Below are 16,920 nucleotides of genomic sequence, written 5' to 3' on the forward strand. Positions count from 1 at the left end.
TGTTCTTGTTCTCTTGTGGTAAACAATCGTTCAGTCATATTTATCCGCTCCCACATCTTTTTTCTTAATTATAAACAAAAGTACCCCATAGGATAGACTTTTTTCAAAGTGTCTATCGTATAGGGTACATTTTATCTCCCTTAGCCTGTCGATCCCGTAGAATCTGCTGCTCCTCTTCAGGAGAGTTTCGCAATACAGCCATTTTCGTCGCATTCCCAACACCATGGATCACGCAGTCGGTGCGACTATATAACTCCAGCATCTCTTTCGCAGCGGGCTCATGCTGGAATACCGCATGTGCTTCTTCACTAAGAGTATCTGGATAATAAAACGCTTTATACGTTGCATGACACGCTTCTGCAAACGAAGCAGCAATCATATTCGCCTGTAACCCAATTTCTTCCCCCACGCCACCTCTTGCTGCGATGAATTGCACATCTGGCAACTCATCTTGCTGCATAAACGATGGAATCGCGGCTACTGAACTGCCGCCAGTTACTGCGACAATTTCATTACCTGTAATACGCGAGCGGAATTGTTTTGCTGCTTGCATACCGAGTAGTTTTTTCGTCAGGGGTGAGTCATCGGAATTCCCTTCCACTACATGTACTTTTAGAATGCCAAGGCGCTCCGCCAACTCATTCGCAAGTTGTCGTCTGCCCGATCTTTCCTCCATCGTATCATGCAATGCAAAGAGCACTTCTATACCTTTTTCCGTAGTTGACACGCCTTCTTTCGCAATATGCACCAATTCCTGCTCTTTCAATAAATCGAGCATCGTACGCGTTTCCCTCTCGGAATAACCAGAGACAGAGCTAAGCGTTCTTCTGCCAACAGGGCCCGACGCTTTGATCAGTTTCAACATATGATAGCGTTGCTCGATCAACAGTGGAAGTTCAGGTATAAGTGCGAGTTGCGCTTCATAAAATGATAAGTTCACTCACATCACTCTTTTCAAGTGGGTTGTATTTGATCCCGGTTGATTAATAATGTCCCACCTAGTGTAAAAAAATACTATACATGAAGTATAGCATATTCAGAAATGAAACACAACAAGAAAGCGTTTACATTATTCAATTAATTCCAAAATATCGATATAGCCGATATTTCCATAGGCCACCACTTGTCCCTCGTGCTCAACAACTGGAATCATCAACATATATTTCTCATGAATTTCGTCATCTTCCTCTATATTAATCCTCTGCCACTCGAGTGAATGATCTTCCGCGACCAAACGAAGCATTTGTTCCGCTTCTTCGCACAGCCCACAATTAGGTTTCGTGTAAAATTGAATTTTCATATGTCGGTCACCTCGTTTTTATTTATGATTACATGAAACTGTTTATATTTCTAGGGATTTGACTTTTTTGGGGTGGTGGCTGGGTTGGGTGGGATGGCGCGGCGGATAGAATGTAGGAATATAAGGTATAGGGCCGCGGGCATTGAGCGGATGCAAGGCTTCATTGAGCGGGTAACGGGAAACTATGAGCGAATGCGAATTGCGATTGAGCGAATAACGTTACGCATAGAGCACTTGCAGGGGCACATAGAGCGGATAGCGTGCTACATTGAGCGGCGCGCACCGCAAATGCCAAAACTAGATGGCGCGGCGGATAGAATGTGAGAATATAAAGTGTCGGACCGCGGACATAGAGCGGATGCAAGGCTTCATTGAGCGGGTAACGGGAAACTATGAGCAAATGCGAATTGCGATTGAGCGGATAACGTTACGCATAGAGCGCTTGCCGAATCACATAGAGCAGATAGCGTGCTACATTGAGCGGCGCGCACTGCAAATGCCAAAACTAGATGGCGCGGCGATAGAATGTGAGAATATAAAGTGTCGGACCGCGGACATAGAGCGGATGCAAGGCTTCATTGAGCGGGTAACGCTACGCATAGAGCGCTCGTGGAAATTCATTGAGCGAATAACGCTTCGTATAGAGCACTTGCAGGGGCACATAGAGCGGATAGCGTGCATCATTGAGCGCGCGCCACGGACATAAAAAAAAGTGACGATCACTCACGAATCGAGTTATCGTCACTTCCTGAGAAGCAAGCTATTACCAACTTCGGCCTGCTCCGCCACCACCACCGGAACCACCGCCGCCGAAGCCACCAAAGCCTCCGCCGCCACTTCCACCTCCGAAGCCGCCACCACCGGAGCCAGGGAAGTATATCGGTCCGACGCTAGATCGACCACGTGGACCGCCACCACCGCCTCTTCCTCCACCGCCAAAAAAGACGCGGAAGATAATGTAGAGAACGATGATCACTATAACAAACGATGGAATGCCAACGTCTTCTTCACCTTGTTCGGGGTATGCGATTGGCAACTCATCACCTTCAAGTCCGTATTCCGCCGCTATTTCATTATAGAATGCTTTGTATACTTCCATAATCGCAAGGTCTGGTTGTTCTTGCCTTAAATAGGGCATCGCGAGTTCATCAATATAACGTCCGACTTTCCCGTCAGGAAGTGCTCCTTCCAAACCGTAGCCGGTCGTTAAATAAAATTTGCGCTCAATACCTGCCGCTTCATTTTTCTCTGTGGAAACGACAAGTAATGCGCCATTGTCCATTTCTTTATCGCCTAATTGCAATTCACGAAGCAAGCGTAGGGCATAATCCTCTACAGGTTCACCTTCTAGGGAATACACTGTACGAACAGCAAGTTCTGCTTTCGTAGCCGCTTGCAAGCGAATGCCATACTCTTCTATTTCCGCTTCTTGAGCGGGTGATAAAATATTCGCATCGTCGACTACTACTTCTGTAATCGCATGAACCGTCGTAGTACCAGTAAGGGCCACTAGTAGCGCTACGAGGAACATGCAGACGCGGTTCATCACTTCACGTCATCCCCAAAATCGACTGATGGCGGTTGTTGCGCCCCTTCGACCGCTTTGAAGTATTCTTTTTCATCGAATCCAAAGATCGAAGCCACGATTTTACCTGGGAATCGTTTAACGGTTCTATTGAAGACAGACACGACGTCGTTATAATCTTTACGTGCCACAGCGATACGATTTTCCGTGCCTGCTAATTCATCCATTAGCTGTTGGAAATTTTGGTTCGCTTTTAAATCTGGATAATTTTCCACCACTACTAATAAACGACTCAATGCGCTCGATAGTTCTGAATCTGCCGCTGCTTGTTCTTCAGGACCTCGTGCGCCGGCCATTTTACTACGTGCGTTCGCAATGTTTTCAAGCACCTCTTTTTCATGTGAGGCATATCCTTTCACCGTATTCACTAAGTTCGGGATTAAATCTACTCTACGTTGTAATTGCGTTTCAATCTGTGCATACGACTGGTCGACGTCTTCTTCCAAGTTTACTAACTTGTTGTAAGAAGGAACGATCATAATCGCTGCGATGATTAATAACACTATAATGGCTATAAGCGGGCCAGCTATTTTCTTCATACATCACTACTCCTCTCATCATTTCATTAGTATGTACTTACCCTACTTCTTTCACTCACCAAACTTCCTGTCGCGATATTTTAAAAGTTATTGGTTAGGTCTATGCCCCATTTACTTCCTATATATAAGCATAAACTACATACAATATGATGCATCTAATCAATCATTTATGCTTTTAGATAAAATCGGCAAGAATATTTTTCTAAACTACTTTACAGACAATTTTGAGTAGGCTATACTAATAAAAGTTGTACGAAGGAAACAATATAGTACCAACCATGCATTAGAGTTGCATAAGGGAAACTATTGTTTTATATTATTACCTATAAAAAAAACTATACTGCTTCTTAACTAAAATAAAAGTTGTATTCCTTTTATCTGAAAGTTGCACCAGGGAAAGAAAAGAGGAGGAAACTGGATGATACATCCGATAACAGTCAATAATATAAGTGTTTCGTATGACGGCCATGAAGTCGTAAAAGACGTTTCATTTTCATTTGGATCCGGAAGTTTGATTGGTGTTCTCGGGCCGAATGGTGCGGGTAAATCTACATTGATGAAAGCGATGCTTGGCTTAATCCATAAAGATCACGGAGATGTAAAGATCGGTAGCGAGACGGTGGATTCCATGCGTAAGAAAATTGCCTATGTTCCTCAGCGTTCCAATATTGACTGGAACTTCCCTATCGTTGTAAAAGATACGGTTTTGCTTGGAACCTATCCAAAAATCGGCTTGCTCAGACGTCCACGTAAAGCGGATAAAGAGTGGGCAATGGAATGTTTAAGGCAAGTAGGAATGGAGAGCTTTGCCAATCGCCAAATTGGTGAATTATCAGGCGGGCAGCAACAGCGAGTGTTCCTTGCACGTGCACTAGCCCAAAAGGCGGATTATTTCTTTCTCGATGAGCCTTTCGTGGGGATTGACGTATCGAGTGAAGAAATCATTATTGGGATTTTGCGTGAAATGCAAGCGAATGGCAAAGTGATTTTCGTAGTTCACCACGACTTGTCAAAAGTGAAGAAATATTTTGATGGGCTAATTCTTATTAACAAAGAGTTAATTGATGCAGGTCCAACGAATAAGGTATTCCAATCAAGCAATATGGCGAAAGCATATAACCGTGAATTTATGATCGACGGCTTGGAGGTTTCTATGTAATGGAATTTATTCAAGACTTACTGACGTACGGCTTCTTACAAAAAGCATTGATTACGTCGATCATGGTTGGCATCATTTGTGGGATTATTGGTAGTTTCATCGTCCTTCGGGGCATGGCATTGATGGGCGATGCGATTTCCCACGCAGTTCTACCGGGTGTTGCCATTTCGTATATGCTTGGAATTAGCTATTTCTACGGCGCAGTGTTTACGGGTGTTCTTACAGCATTCAGTATCGGTGCCATATCCCAAAATAGTCGAATCAAGAATGACTCTTCGATTGGCATTGTCTTTTCAGCGTTTTTCGCTCTTGGGATTATTTTAATCACACAAGCTAAAAGTGCGACAGACTTGACGCAAATTTTATTCGGTAACGTGTTGTCTGTCCGCAGTTCCGATATGTGGCTGACATTGATCGTCGGTGCCATTGTGATTTTGGTAGTCATTCTGTTCTTTAAAGAACTACTCGTTTCCAGTTTCGACGAGACGATGGCTGCAGCTTACGGTTTAAAAACACGTTTGATTCACTACGCGATTATGTTTTTACTCACACTGGTTACAGTCGCTTCCCTACAGACTGTCGGGGTGATCCTCGTTGTATCTTTATTGATTACACCAGCTTCTACAGCGTATCTGTTAACCAATCGACTATCGGTCATGGTCGTATTGGCAGCATTTTTCGGTGCCCTGTCATCCATCACTGGACTGTATTTCAGCTTTTTGTACAATATGCCATCGGGGCCCGTGATTGCCTTGACAGCGACAGCCATCTTCATGTTGGCATTTTTATTCTCACCTAAACAAGGAATTGTCGTTGGTATGTTCCGCAAGAAGTTTAAACGTAAATCGATTACAGGCGCAACCAACTAAGCGACTAACCGTCCCGACAGAAAAAATTAGTATTCATAAAGGAGTAGAATGTAATACATGAAGAACTTAGCAAAATGGCTAACACTGTCATTGCTCGCTGTATTTCTGTTAGCCGCATGTGGGAATGAAAAAGGTACGAACGCTGGTGACAAAGCAGCGGAAACAGACGACAAGCTGAAAGTCGTTACTTCATTTACCATCATTGCGGATATGGCACGCGAAATCGGTGGGGACTACGTGGAGGTATATAATTTAGTGCCAACCGGAACGGACCCTCATGAATATGAGCCTTTGCCAAATGATATCAAAGCCGCAACCGATGCAGACGTATTATTCTACAACGGTTTAAATCTTGAAGGCGGAGAAAAAGGCTGGTTCTTCAAAATGATGGATTCCGTTGGTCAGAAAGACGAAAACATCTATAGCTTAACCGAGGAAGTAGAACCTAAGTATATTGGTGGAAAAGACGGGACTGACGAGGAAATCAACCCACACGCGTTTATCGATCCAGCTGTTGGTGTGAAAATGGCAGAAGCTATGCGTGACGCATTGATTGAAAGACACCAGACAGAAAGTGAAAAAATTCGAGAGCAAGGCGATGCGTACGTACAACGTCTACAAGAATTAGATGATGAATTTGCGGAGCGCATTTCTACGATACCTGAAGAAAATCGTGTGCTCGTAACAAGTGAACGTGCTTTCCAATACTTGAGTGACCACTATGGCTTAAAAGAAGCGTTTATCTGGGAAATCGATACGGAAGAGAATGGTTCTCCTAAACAAATCAAAGAGCTCATTCACTATATCCAAGAACATAACGTGCCTGTATTATTCGTGGAATCTAACGTAGATACACGCCCGATGGAAACTGTTTCTGCAGAGACTGGTGTTCCAATTGCTGAAAAGCCCATCTACTCTGACGAAATTGGTAACCCTGGTGACGCAATCGATACGTATATAAAATACTTGAACTACAATATGAATCTCATCCACGATGAGTTAAGCAAAGAACGATAATTAGCACGATTTATCAACTTGAGACAAAAAGGAAGCCAAACTACCCTGTTAACGGGTTCGGAACACAGGGAGAAAATAGTAAACAACATACTGATTGGGGACATAATTCGCATATGAATTGGTGTCCCTGTTTTTGTTGTTATATCAACGTTTAAAGGGTTTTTATAGACGAAAGGCAAGGCTGAAGCAACAGCGGGAGGAATTTTAGGAGTTGAAACGTGGGATGTTTGCGGCAGCCGGTTTGGATAGGAGAGGGGGCGTTTTCTGCCCCCTCTTTTTTCCATCGCTTTGTTTATTTAGGACCACCGATATCGTTATGTATGATGGTAATTGGCTTACCTTTTTTCTTTTTATAACTTGAATCACTATACATTTGAATTTCGTGTTTAACTTGGAAAACGTGACCAGCCATACGCATAGATCGTTTATCAATAAAGTAAGCTGTTTTCATATTCTCACTTATAATTACTGTTGCGAATGCAGAGAGAGGTGCAGTGTATGGAAGTGGAATAGCCAATAATGAACCTAGTGCTGCAATTCCGCCTTTAGCTAATATGTCATTAGCCTTTGTGCTTCTTTTTTTGGTATCGACGTAAATCCAACTTGAAGCTTCAGCTTTACTGGTAACTAACTGAATACCATTGCTGTCCTTTGTCAAATTGACTGGCGCTAAAGATAAGCTAAACATCATTAGTGCGGCAGTACCTGTAAGTAAAAATTTTCTCTTAAGCAATTTCATTTCTCCATCTCCTTAATATATTAGTATTGTAATCAAATTGTTTTACTGTATTATTTTACTACACTATTAAAAAAAACAAAGAGGCTTAAAGGAGTAACAACTACAACTAAATACCAGTCTTTAGTTGTAGTTGTTAGTAGTTTGATAGTAATAATTGAACCTCAGGGTTATCTTTTTACCACTGGCATGAACTTCACTTAATGTTTTTTAATGATACTAAACAAATCTAAGGAGAATCAGAAATGAAAAAAATGCTTCTTAGTCTAGTTACCGTTTCAGTTATTCTACCTTCACAAATACACCCTGTGAATAAAATTGAAGAGTTGCCACCTTGTTCAGCAATACTTAAATCAACAAAAAACGTACCTAAAAATGCCAGAGGAGTAGCACGGATTTATACTATTGAAAGAAAGTCTACTGATGAACGAACAAGTCTAAGTGTTCATGCTGATTAACCTGTTATTCACGTTGGTAATTGGACTTTCCTCCCCAACAACCGAACCCGTTACTCCCCTGTGGCTTCCTATTTTGTTTGTCTAAAAGCATTGAACATATAAGCCCTAACTTATATGATATAGATACTTATAATGAAAGGAGTATTTTATGAATCCTAAACAAATGGAACGTTACTTAAAAACCATTGGAGATCAATCCCGATTACAATTACTGAAAGCATTGGAGCAAAAACCTTTATGCATTTGTGATTTGAATACTGTACTAGACGTATCACAACCCGCAATCAGTCAGCATATGCACAGACTAAAAAGCGATAAAATTGTGCTGAATGAACGACGTGGACGCTGGGTATATTGGTCACTTAATCGTTCCCATCCCCACTACTTCTTATTACTGGAACTATTGAAATTATTGCCGGTTCCTACTATTGAATGTAGCAAGGAGGAGAACCCATGCAAATAATACTGGCTTCCTTAATATTTCTTCTTACACTGATCTTGGTCATTTGGCAACCACGCAACCTATCCATCGGCTGGTCTGCCATCGTCGGTGCAGTTCTCGCTCTACTTGCGGGTGTCGTCAGTTTTACTGATGTCATCGACGTAACGTCTATCGTATGGAATGCTACATTGACGTTCGTCGCACTGATCATCATTTCATTGATCCTTGATGAAATCGGATTTTTCGAGTGGTCCGCATTACATATGGCGCGCTTCGCCAAAGGCAGCGGCGTGCGCATGTTTTTACTAGTCATCCTACTTGGCGCTGGTGTATCGGCTTTATTCGCGAATGATGGAGCTGCATTGATACTTACTCCCATTGTCCTAGCGATGGTGCGTGCACTTAATTTCAAAGAGAAAATGATTCTCCCCTTTGTCATGGCCTCAGGATTCATTGCGGATACTACTTCCTTGCCACTTGTCGTCAGTAATCTCGTGAATATCGTCTCTGCCGACTTCTTCGGTATTGGTTTCGCTGAATACGCAAGCCGTATGATTATCCCGAACTTCTTCAGTCTTGGGACAAGTATTCTCGTGTTGTATATGTATTTCCGTAAATCTATACCGAAACGTTTCGATGAAAAGTTGTTGCGTACACCTGCGAGCGCGATACGCGACCATAAACTGTTCAGCATTTCATGGATAGTGCTCGGTTTATTACTGATCGGCTACTTTATAAGTGAATCATTAGGTTTACCCGTCTCCTTCATCGCCGGTTCCATTGCGATTATGTTCTTGCTAATTGCGAGAACGAGCGAAGCGGTGCAGACTAAAACGGTAATCAAAGGTGCTCCATGGGCTATTGTGTTCTTTTCCATCGGGATGTACGTAGTCGTCTATGGCTTGCGCAATGCAGGATTGACGTCTGTTCTGACCGCGTTGATCGAGTGGACATCGAGCCATGGCTTGTATGCCGCTACGATTGGCATGGGGTTTATTGCGGCAATCCTGTCATCGTTCATGAATAATTTGCCGACTGTGATGATAGATGCGCTAGCGATCCAGGATGCTGCGGTTCCGCCCAATGTGCGGGAAGCGTTGATTTATGCCAATGTAATCGGGTCTGATTTAGGTCCGAAGATGACACCGATCGGTTCGCTCGCCACATTACTGTGGTTGCATGTGCTGTCGTTAAAAGGCATACGGATCTCTTGGGGATATTATTTCAAAGTGGGTATTGTATTGACTGTGCCTACTCTCCTCATTACGTTGACAGGGCTATGGTGGTGGCTTTCAGTTTCTTAAATCGGTTGTCAGTTAGACAGGAAATATACTTGATTAATATAGGCCCCACTCGGTGAGATAACCTCTTTTCTCACTGTGTGGGGCCTATATATATTGATCGAATCCTTATAAGCAATAATTAGATGGTAATTCAGGTGCAACGATGACAACTGTATTATCTATAATGAATCTTCTGAAATGACTTCTAGAATTTCTGTTATGAAAATTAATTGGTTTATTCTTCCAGTAAGCGTAGTTCATGTGGTATTTTTCACTTCTGGCTATTACTAACGTCAGCATATGTTTTTATAAAAAAGCCTTCTGTTTTTGACCATTCGCAATACAATATATTTTGAAGATTCACATGCCCTATGTGTTCCATTTCAGCATAAAGCCATGACTCCGTTTTGCCAATAAAGTCTAAGACCTCTTTCTTAATTTGTCCCTCATCGATTAGTAGGACGGTCGGTTCTTCTTCTCGGTTCTCCAGGTTCATATCCTGAACAGCCACGGGTTTATACTTGGCGTATTGATTAATTGAAATATCTCCCCCTGGCTCAATAAATAAGTCCCGTACTTCTCTCAACGAAAAAATGCCTTGCATACGAAGCATCGTTCTCAACTGCTCCATTTCTAATTGGTTTTTTTTCATCAATTTTTTATTGATTTTCCCATCATGGATCAACTTGTCTGTTTCTCCTTTAATCAATATTCGTAACGGATTAGATAAGGTGACAATTTTCTCCACGGCATAAATGGCAGTTGCCCACACCACAACCGAAAATAAAAACATTGGGATGGATATCTTTTCGTCATAGAGGCTCTCTTCAAGAACGCCACCGAATACGAGGAGATACACCACATCATAAGGTGTCATTTGACTCAAGTGTTTTTTCCCTAGTAATCTTATGACAACTAGGAGAGCCACCAAGCCGATTACAAGCTTGCTACCATTCAGTAAGTAATCCACCCTAAACACCTCCAAACTTATTCACAACTAACAAAAAAACAGTTAGCTAGTGAGCTGAGCTGCCTACAACTCTTTTCTCTTTATTTTACCTAGCATTTTTTTCACTTGGTAGTTGATTTAACGTAGTTTCAACTATAGCACTTACAGATAGCATTTCCCGTTTGCACAGTGACCTAAACAAGGAAAGTCCGTTTGTTTACTTACCCCATTTTATGCAAAGGAAAGATCATCTTCTGATTGCGGAATTCTCAAACGAAACCCAAGATTGCCAAGAGATATTTAGCAACGAAGTTTAAAAGAAGTGCCTGACGGGGAAAATAAGAATAGAAAGCCGAGAGCAATAGAAATTCGAGCATAAAAAAAGCGTTTGAGCATAATCGCAAAATGCGAACTGTTCAAACGCTTCACTATGATGCCCTCGGCGGGAGTCGAACCCACATTTCAAGCTTCGGAGGCTTGCGTGCTATCCATTGCACCACGAGGACTAAACGTGTAGTATCAAGCTTTAACTATAATTACTCAACTACAGAAAAAAGCTTTTCTTCTGTAAGAGACATCTTCCATTATATCGTAGAATATAATGAAAAGCAATGTGTATTTTTAAGGCAAATGATTTGACCTTTGTTGACCTTAATAGGTAAAATACAGTTATAGTTGAAATACGAAATGATTTCAACCGAACGAATATTATGAAGTGATTAAAGGAGGAAGTCTAATTGAATCTAATTCCTACAGTTATTGAACAAACAAATCGTGGTGAGCGAGCGTACGACATCTACTCTCGTCTATTAAAAGACCGTATTATCATGTTGGGGAGCGGCATTGACGACAACGTGGCAAACTCCATCGTTGCACAACTGCTATTCTTGGAAGCTGAAGATCCAGAAAAAGATATCTCCATTTACATTAACAGCCCAGGTGGAAGTATCACAGCAGGTATGGCAATCTACGATACAATGCAATACATCAAACCAGACATCCGCACAATCTGTGTAGGTATGGCAGCATCTATGGGTGCATTCTTGCTAACAGCTGGTACAGAAGGTAAACGTTACGCTTTGCCAAACGCAGAAGTAATGATTCACCAACCACTAGGTGGCGCACAAGGTCAGGCAACTGAAATCGAAATTGCTGCAAAACGCATCTTGCACCTACGTGAAAAACTAAACCAAATCCTTTCAGATCGCACGGGTCAGCCAATCGACGTCATTGCAAAAGACACAGACCGCGATAACTTCATGACTGCCGAACGCGCTAAAGAATACGGCCTAATCGACCACGTTCTAGAACGCAGCGAAATCGAAAAGAAATAATCACTATAGGTTGTCCGGAACGCCAAATGGCCTTCCGTGACAACCTTTTTATTTTGTATTTTTATATAGGTTTGGTTTGGGTTGGGTTGGGTTGGGTTGGGTTGGGTTGGGTTTTTACCAATCAAATGCACTAGCTCTCTAACTCCAGAAAGAGACACTTGTTGGCCGGAGTGGAAGGCGGCGACTCCGAGAGGATCAGCGTGAGTTCGAGACCCTGGACAGGTGCCTTAATTTCTGCAGAGTACACAGAAATACGGCAAAGCGAACCCTTCGCTGTTCGCTTGGCTCGGGCCACGCCCTCCGGAAAGCGTCCGCCTGGAACGCAGACCAACAACTTCTCCACGTCTCCCTTTACTAAGCGAAAAGATAAAAAAAGATGACGAAACCTCACAAGGTCACCGCCACCCATTTCTCATACTATTCAACTTACTGCTCCTCTTCCACTATGTCAGCCAAATTCTGAAGAGCCAAATCTTCATCAATCCCGTCTGTAATCAACGTGATCTCCGTCCCTTTCGCAATCGCCAAACTCATAATCCCCATGATACTCTTTGCATTCACTTGACGATTATCCTTCTTCAAATAAATATCAGCCGTATACTTATTGGCCTCCTGCACAAATAACGCCGCCTGTCTCGCTTGCAAACCAGGTTTAATTCCTACTTTCACTGTTTTTTCTACCATATTGTGTGCTCCTTTTCTTCCTCTTCTTTAGAAGGATCTACTAATAATTTACCGTAAACGATCTGCGATTTCTTCAATCTTACGCAACCGATGATTGACACCCGATTTACTAACCGGTGTACCGGTTACTAGCTCGCCTAGCTCTTTTAGCGTCACATCTTGATGAGTAACACGTAATTGAGCAATCTCTTGTAGACGTTCCGGTAATTGATCTAAACCAATCGTGCGCTCAATCAATTTAATATTTTCTACTTGCCTTTGTGCTGCACCAATCGTCTTATTCAGATTAGCGGTTTCGCAATTCACTAGCCGATTCACACTGTTGCGCATATCTCGCATGATTCGCACATCCTCAAACTTCATTAGGGATACATGTGCACCGATGATGCCCAAAAAATCGGATATTTTTTCTGCTTCTTTTAGATACGCGATAAATCCTTTTTTGCGTTCAATAGATTTTGCGTTCAAATGAAAATGGTTCATCAACTCAACAAGTGATTGACTATGTTCTTGATAGCTCGAGAAGACTTCCAAGTGATAAGAAGACGTCTCCGGATTATTAACGGAACCTCCTGCCAGGAAAGCTCCCCGTAAGTATGCGCGTGCACAGCAGTCTTTTTCAATTAGCTGTGGATCGATCGTGTTAATCATTTGGAAGTCATGTGTCATAATGGATAACTCTTCCAGTAAGTGCTTGGCTCCATCACGAATCCGGCAAATATAGACATTGTTTTTCTTTAAACGCATTTTTTTCCGTACAAGCAATTCCACTTTATATGGATACAACGCCTTCACATTCGAATACAAACGACGCGCAATAGAGGCATTTTCCGTTTGAACGTCAAGACTAAGTTGTTTATTTGAAAAAGACATAACGCCATTCATACGGATGAATGCCGCAATTTCTGCTTTCGTACAACAATCATCCGTTTCAATCTGCGTCAATTCTTTCTTTGTTTTGGATGCAAAAGACATGATATTCCCCCTCTTCGGCGATTTTCACATCTATCCGCCTTCTACGTTCTCTCTATATAACGCATCAACATATCTGACACTTCCATTGTTTTATGCATAACCGTCCCATCGATAAGAGACGCGATCTCTTGCACAAATACTTCAGGCACTAGCGCTTGCAGGCACTCCAAATCATTTTCCACAAGCCAAGGCTCTTCATTTTCAGCCAGGTTATGCATACGTCTGAACGCTTCTACATTATTCACTAGAACTGCATCAAGAAACGGTGCTCCCGCATGATCATAGAGTGCCTGAACATGCTCAGAAGCAGTATAGCGATACGTTTCGCCACGTTGTGTGGTTAAGTTACCAACATAGACTTTTTTTGCAGCACTTTCGAGAATCGCTTCGCGAATGTCCTGCACTAAAAGTGTTGGCAAAGTACTAGTATACAAGCTTCCCGGTCCAAATACGATTAAATCTGCATTTTTTATCGTATCGGCTGTTTCCGGTAATGGTTTTACATCTTGAGGCGTGATGAAAACGTTACGGATTTTCCTTCCATAGAGAGGAATTTTCGATTCGCCTGTAATGATTGAACCATCTTCAAGCTCTGCATGCAAGGTAATTCGCTGATTTGCAGCAGGTAATACGGTTCCTTTAATATTCAGAACAGCACCCATCTGCTCGACTGCACGGGCGAAATCACCAGTAATCGTTGTTAAGGCCGTAAGCATCAAATTCCCAAGAGAATGTCCCTTCAATCCATCTGATCCCTCAAAACGATGCTGGAACATTTTTTCAATCATAGGTTCGACATCTGAAAGCGCTGCCATAACCTGTCTTATATCTCCAGGTGGCGGGACGTTGTACTGGTCCAATAAACGACCTGAACTTCCCCCATCATCCGCCACCGTCACAATAGCTGTCAATTCAATTGGATAACGCTTTAAACCGCGAAGGATATTAGATAATCCTGTACCGCCTCCGAACACAACAACGCGTTTCTTTATAGTGGATTGCATATTCATGTCAACCCTTTCTTTTTTCAACATCCCGATGCGATACATGTGTTGGGTAATCGCCTTTAAAAACGCCTGTAAAGTATTCAGCGAGTGTAACAGAACGGTGTTGACCACCTGTACAACCGAACGCTATGACTGCCTGACCTTTTCCTTCTTGTTTATACTGTGGAATTAAGAACTTGAATAAGTCCGTTAGTTTCTCAATTAATTCTTTCGTGTCCGCCCATTTCAATACATAATCCGATACTTCATGATTTAAACCTGTCAACGGACGTAATTCTTCCAAATAAAACGGGTTCGGTAAAAATCGTACGTCGAATACTACATCTGCATCAATCGGCATCCCATGCTTGAAACCAAATGATACAAAATTCAAGGTGAAGTTCGGCTCGCCTGCTTCAGAAAACTCCCGTGTGATTTTTTCCCGTAAGTGCTTAGGCTTTAATTTCGATGTATCAATAATAGAACGTGAAAGTCCTTTTATTTCAGTCAGCAAATGACGCTCTTTCCGAATCCCTTCGAGTAACACGCCACCTTCAGATAATGGGTGTGATCTGCGCGTTTCTTTATAACGTTTCACAAGAGCTTCATCATCTGAATCCAAGAACAATAAGCTGGTTTTGACATCTTCCATCTTGAATAACCCTTCGAGTGCAGTAATCATGGAATCAAATAAACTTCCACCGCGCGTATCCATCACTGCGGCAATACGTCTCATCTGATTATTCGACTTCATCATCAAATCGAGGAATGTTACAAATAGTTCGGGTGGCAAATTGTCGATACAATAGAATCCCATGTCTTCAAAGCATTGCATAGCGACTGTCTTACCTGCACCTGACATACCCGTAATAATTACCACTTCATATTCATTTACCACTTGTGGTTGATCCATAAATATTATTCACCTTCCATTGATTGTTGAAGTGATTCCCGCAAGAGGCGGAATTGCTCTGTATAATAGAATGTTCCATACTGCATGCCTTTCTGATTAACCGCAAAGAGCAAATTCTTGCGATCACCTTCCGCCATTGGCAGTGTATGCAAACTTTCTAGCGGATGCCATTCTAATTCACCTTCGATAGTTGTCTTCATCAATTCCCCAGAATAATCATGTGCGACAAATGTGAAGAGTAACCATTCGTTCAATAATTCTATACCCTCATCGTCCATAATCATCATCGTATATATGCCTTTTACATGTGGCGAGATTGCCTGCGCACCGGTTTCTTCGAGAAATTCACGATGAGCTGCTTCATAGACCGATTCACCTTCGTCTATTTTCCCTCCCGGTGCCACATACCATCCACGCCTCGGCTTCTTTAGTAATAGGACTTGACCGTCTTTCACCACGAGCAAGTTAGCAATTTTTTGCATATGTAGTTCCCCACTTTTCAAGTATGTATGTATAGTATACAACGCTTTCATTGAAAACGAAAAAAAAAGACGGCTATTCACGGAAGATTATACCGTAAATAGCCACAAAGTTGCTATATTATGAAAGGGGGTGTCTTTCTTTTTCTATTATCCCTCTCTTATATTGCAAGACGATTACACACACGTTACAATTTCAACGATCGTTTATGCCTTTGCTTCTACTTCTTCCGCCAACTCTTCAATATACTTCTGAGCTGCTTGAGCTGCAATACTGCCGTCTCCTGTAGCCGTCACGACTTGGCGTAATAATTTCTCCCGCACATCGCCAGCAGCAAAAATACCAGGAATTTTTGTTTCCATAATATCATTCGTTTCGATATAGCCGTTTTCATCCAAAATGCCGAGATCTTCGAAAGGCCCTGTTATGGGATCCAATCCTATATAAACGAACATACCTTCCGTTTCCATTTCGCGTTCAGAACCGTCTTCAGTTGAGACGAGCGTCAAGGAACCAATCTTACCATCCTTTTCATTCACTTGCTTAACCGTTGAATTCCAAATGAAATCAATCTTCTCATTTGCGAATGCACGCTCTTGTACGATTTTTTGTGCACGCAATGTATCACGACGGTGGATGATTGTTACCTTGTTAGCAAAACGTGTTAAGTATGAACCTTCTTCTACCGCCGAGTCACCGCCGCCAATTACGACGATATCTTTATTACGGAAGAATGCTCCGTCACATACCGCACAATAACTCACACCACGACCAGTCAATTCTTCTTCGCCCGGAACGCCTATCTTGCGGTATTCAGCACCTGTTGCCAAGATGATTGCACGTGCTTTATATTGTTTCTCGCCCACATAAATTGTTTTGAATTCGCGGCCGTCTTCGATTTTCGTTACGTCACCGTAAGCATATTCTGCACCGAAACGTTTCGCATGATCGAACATTTTTGTGGAGAGATCTGGACCTAAAATACTCTCAAATCCAGGATAGTTCTCTATCTCTTCTGTGTTGGCCATTTGACCGCCTGGCATGCCTCTTTCTAACATCAATGTAGACATATTTCCTCGTGATGTATAGACAGCCGCTGTCATACCTGCTGGTCCTGCACCCACGATGATTACGTCATAAATCTTTTCTTCCGTCGTCATAGTCGTTTTCCTCCTTCAAAATATGCACCTTATTTGGTGTTATTCACTTCG

General features: G+C 42.3%; 19 protein-coding genes and 1 tRNA gene. 7 read left to right on the plus strand and 13 right to left on the minus strand.

The window, feature by feature from the left end:
• Nucleotides 1–112 precede the first annotated feature (112 nt).
• The 4 genes from CSV77_RS13150 to CSV77_RS13175 form a co-directional block, all read right to left on the minus strand.
• Entirely contained in the window at nucleotides 113–940 is an 828-nt protein-coding gene (locus CSV77_RS13150) for a sugar-binding domain-containing protein (protein WP_099673753.1), read from the minus strand.
• Nucleotides 941–1,069: 129 nt separating this feature from the next.
• Nucleotides 1,070–1,300, minus strand: a complete 231-nt coding sequence (locus CSV77_RS13155; RefSeq protein WP_099673754.1) for a glutaredoxin family protein — start codon at nucleotides 1,298–1,300, stop codon at nucleotides 1,070–1,072.
• A gap of 763 nt (nucleotides 1,301–2,063) precedes the next feature.
• Nucleotides 2,064–2,846, minus strand: coding sequence for a TPM domain-containing protein (locus CSV77_RS17290; RefSeq protein ID WP_099673757.1), 783 nt, complete (start codon nucleotides 2,844–2,846; stop codon nucleotides 2,064–2,066).
• Nucleotides 2,846–3,424: a LemA family protein gene (locus CSV77_RS13175; protein ID WP_099673758.1), complete on the minus strand. Its 579-nt coding sequence runs from the start codon at nucleotides 3,422–3,424 to the stop codon at nucleotides 2,846–2,848. The genes CSV77_RS17290 and CSV77_RS13175 overlap by 1 nt, the downstream gene beginning before the upstream one ends.
• Nucleotides 3,425–3,842: 418 nt before the next feature.
• Between CSV77_RS13175 and CSV77_RS13180 the strand changes: the two genes are divergently transcribed.
• Genes CSV77_RS13180 through CSV77_RS13190 form a run of 3 tightly spaced genes read left to right on the plus strand, consistent with a single transcriptional unit; the run spans nucleotide 3,843 to nucleotide 6,469 of the window.
• On the plus strand, nucleotides 3,843–4,583 hold the full coding sequence (locus CSV77_RS13180; RefSeq protein WP_099673759.1) for a metal ABC transporter ATP-binding protein: 741 nt from the start codon (nucleotides 3,843–3,845) through the stop codon (nucleotides 4,581–4,583).
• The gene (locus CSV77_RS13185; RefSeq protein ID WP_099673760.1) at nucleotides 4,583–5,452 is read left to right on the plus strand and encodes a metal ABC transporter permease; all 870 of its coding nucleotides are present in this window, start codon (nucleotides 4,583–4,585) and stop codon (nucleotides 5,450–5,452) included. The genes CSV77_RS13180 and CSV77_RS13185 overlap by 1 nt, the downstream gene beginning before the upstream one ends.
• Before the next feature lie 57 nt (nucleotides 5,453–5,509).
• Entirely contained in the window at nucleotides 5,510–6,469 is a 960-nt protein-coding gene (locus CSV77_RS13190; protein ID WP_099673761.1) for a metal ABC transporter solute-binding protein, Zn/Mn family, read from the plus strand.
• A 292-nt stretch (nucleotides 6,470–6,761) separates the two neighbouring features.
• Here CSV77_RS13190 and CSV77_RS13195 read toward each other — a convergent pair whose 3' ends face one another.
• Nucleotides 6,762–7,208, minus strand: coding sequence for a hypothetical protein (locus tag CSV77_RS13195; RefSeq protein WP_099630663.1), 447 nt, complete (start codon nucleotides 7,206–7,208; stop codon nucleotides 6,762–6,764).
• 242 nt (nucleotides 7,209–7,450) lie between these two features.
• Here CSV77_RS13195 and CSV77_RS13200 point away from each other — a divergent pair, with 242 nt between their 5' ends.
• The 3 genes from CSV77_RS13200 (at nucleotide 7,451) to CSV77_RS13210 (ending at nucleotide 9,409) form a co-directional block, all read left to right on the plus strand.
• Complete coding sequence (locus CSV77_RS13200; protein WP_099673762.1) at nucleotides 7,451–7,663, plus strand: YoqH family protein; 213 nt, start codon at nucleotides 7,451–7,453, stop codon at nucleotides 7,661–7,663.
• A 148-nt stretch (nucleotides 7,664–7,811) separates the two neighbouring features.
• Entirely contained in the window at nucleotides 7,812–8,126 is a 315-nt protein-coding gene (locus CSV77_RS13205; protein WP_099673763.1) for an ArsR/SmtB family transcription factor, read from the plus strand.
• Nucleotides 8,117–9,409 (plus strand): arsenic transporter, encoded by a 1,293-nt coding sequence (locus CSV77_RS13210; RefSeq protein ID WP_099673764.1) that lies wholly within the window; start codon nucleotides 8,117–8,119, stop codon nucleotides 9,407–9,409. Before CSV77_RS13205 ends, CSV77_RS13210 begins: the two co-directional genes overlap by 10 nt.
• A gap of 250 nt (nucleotides 9,410–9,659) precedes the next feature.
• Here CSV77_RS13210 and CSV77_RS13215 read toward each other — a convergent pair whose 3' ends face one another.
• Together CSV77_RS13215 and CSV77_RS13220 are read right to left on the minus strand one after the other, a co-directional pair.
• On the minus strand, nucleotides 9,660–10,358 hold the full coding sequence (locus CSV77_RS13215) for a DUF421 domain-containing protein (protein ID WP_099673765.1): 699 nt from the start codon (nucleotides 10,356–10,358) through the stop codon (nucleotides 9,660–9,662).
• A gap of 413 nt (nucleotides 10,359–10,771) precedes the next feature.
• Nucleotides 10,772–10,843 (minus strand) — tRNA-Arg (locus CSV77_RS13220).
• Between the two features lie 231 nt (nucleotides 10,844–11,074).
• Between CSV77_RS13220 and clpP the strand changes: the two genes are divergently transcribed.
• Entirely contained in the window at nucleotides 11,075–11,671 is a 597-nt protein-coding gene (gene clpP, locus CSV77_RS13225) for an ATP-dependent Clp endopeptidase proteolytic subunit ClpP (protein WP_099673766.1), read from the plus strand.
• A 426-nt stretch (nucleotides 11,672–12,097) separates the two neighbouring features.
• On the opposite strand, the gene CSV77_RS13235 is transcribed toward clpP, so the two are convergent.
• From CSV77_RS13235 to trxB, 6 genes are all read right to left on the minus strand, one after another.
• The gene (locus CSV77_RS13235; RefSeq protein WP_099630643.1) at nucleotides 12,098–12,355 is read right to left on the minus strand and encodes an HPr family phosphocarrier protein; all 258 of its coding nucleotides are present in this window, start codon (nucleotides 12,353–12,355) and stop codon (nucleotides 12,098–12,100) included.
• Between the two features lie 48 nt (nucleotides 12,356–12,403).
• Entirely contained in the window at nucleotides 12,404–13,330 is a 927-nt protein-coding gene (gene whiA / locus CSV77_RS13240) for a DNA-binding protein WhiA (RefSeq protein ID WP_085131583.1), read from the minus strand.
• Between the two features lie 41 nt (nucleotides 13,331–13,371).
• A complete protein-coding gene (locus CSV77_RS13245) occupies nucleotides 13,372–14,334 on the minus strand; it encodes a gluconeogenesis factor YvcK family protein (protein ID WP_233212250.1) in 963 nt (320 codons plus the stop codon).
• Between the two features lie 7 nt (nucleotides 14,335–14,341).
• Nucleotides 14,342–15,229: an RNase adapter RapZ gene (gene rapZ, locus CSV77_RS13250; protein ID WP_099630642.1), complete on the minus strand. Its 888-nt coding sequence runs from the start codon at nucleotides 15,227–15,229 to the stop codon at nucleotides 14,342–14,344.
• 5 nt (nucleotides 15,230–15,234) lie between these two features.
• A complete protein-coding gene (locus tag CSV77_RS13255; protein WP_099630641.1) occupies nucleotides 15,235–15,711 on the minus strand; it encodes an 8-oxo-dGTP diphosphatase in 477 nt (158 codons plus the stop codon).
• Nucleotides 15,712–15,915: 204 nt separating this feature from the next.
• Nucleotides 15,916–16,869 (minus strand): thioredoxin-disulfide reductase, encoded by a 954-nt coding sequence (trxB, locus tag CSV77_RS13260; protein WP_099673768.1) that lies wholly within the window; start codon nucleotides 16,867–16,869, stop codon nucleotides 15,916–15,918.
• Nucleotides 16,870–16,920 lie beyond the last annotated feature (51 nt).

It is taken from the genome of Sporosarcina sp. P16b, from assembly GCF_002743065.1.
GTDB lineage: Bacteria > Bacillota > Bacilli > Bacillales_A > Planococcaceae > Sporosarcina.

What these genes read in the sequence shown, in the direction of transcription:
- CSV77_RS13155 (WP_099673754.1), bottom strand. Translation starts at nt 1,300, where the DNA reads ATGAAAATTCAATTTTACACGAAACCTAATTGTGGGCTGTGCGAAGAA.
- CSV77_RS17290 (WP_099673757.1), bottom strand. Translation starts at nt 2,846, where the DNA reads ATGAACCGCGTCTGCATGTTCCTCGTAGCGCTACTAGTGGCCCTTACT.
- CSV77_RS13175 (WP_099673758.1), bottom strand. Translation starts at nt 3,424, where the DNA reads ATGAAGAAAATAGCTGGCCCGCTTATAGCCATTATAGTGTTATTAATC.
- CSV77_RS13180 (WP_099673759.1), top strand. Translation starts at nt 3,843, where the DNA reads ATGATACATCCGATAACAGTCAATAATATAAGTGTTTCGTATGACGGC.
- CSV77_RS13185 (WP_099673760.1), top strand. Translation starts at nt 4,583, where the DNA reads ATGGAATTTATTCAAGACTTACTGACGTACGGCTTCTTACAAAAAGCA.
- CSV77_RS13190 (WP_099673761.1), top strand. Translation starts at nt 5,510, where the DNA reads ATGAAGAACTTAGCAAAATGGCTAACACTGTCATTGCTCGCTGTATTT.
- CSV77_RS13195 (WP_099630663.1), bottom strand. Translation starts at nt 7,208, where the DNA reads ATGAAATTGCTTAAGAGAAAATTTTTACTTACAGGTACTGCCGCACTA.
- CSV77_RS13200 (WP_099673762.1), top strand. Translation starts at nt 7,451, where the DNA reads ATGAAAAAAATGCTTCTTAGTCTAGTTACCGTTTCAGTTATTCTACCT.
- CSV77_RS13205 (WP_099673763.1), top strand. Translation starts at nt 7,812, where the DNA reads ATGAATCCTAAACAAATGGAACGTTACTTAAAAACCATTGGAGATCAA.
- CSV77_RS13210 (WP_099673764.1), top strand. Translation starts at nt 8,117, where the DNA reads ATGCAAATAATACTGGCTTCCTTAATATTTCTTCTTACACTGATCTTG.
- CSV77_RS13235 (WP_099630643.1), bottom strand. Translation starts at nt 12,355, where the DNA reads ATGGTAGAAAAAACAGTGAAAGTAGGAATTAAACCTGGTTTGCAAGCG.
- whiA (WP_085131583.1), bottom strand. Translation starts at nt 13,330, where the DNA reads ATGTCTTTTGCATCCAAAACAAAGAAAGAATTGACGCAGATTGAAACG.
- CSV77_RS13245 (WP_233212250.1), bottom strand. Translation starts at nt 14,334, where the DNA reads ATGCAATCCACTATAAAGAAACGCGTTGTTGTGTTCGGAGGCGGTACA.
- rapZ (WP_099630642.1), bottom strand. Translation starts at nt 15,229, where the DNA reads ATGGATCAACCACAAGTGGTAAATGAATATGAAGTGGTAATTATTACG.
- CSV77_RS13255 (WP_099630641.1), bottom strand. Translation starts at nt 15,711, where the DNA reads ATGCAAAAAATTGCTAACTTGCTCGTGGTGAAAGACGGTCAAGTCCTA.
- trxB (WP_099673768.1), bottom strand. Translation starts at nt 16,869, where the DNA reads ATGACGACGGAAGAAAAGATTTATGACGTAATCATCGTGGGTGCAGGA.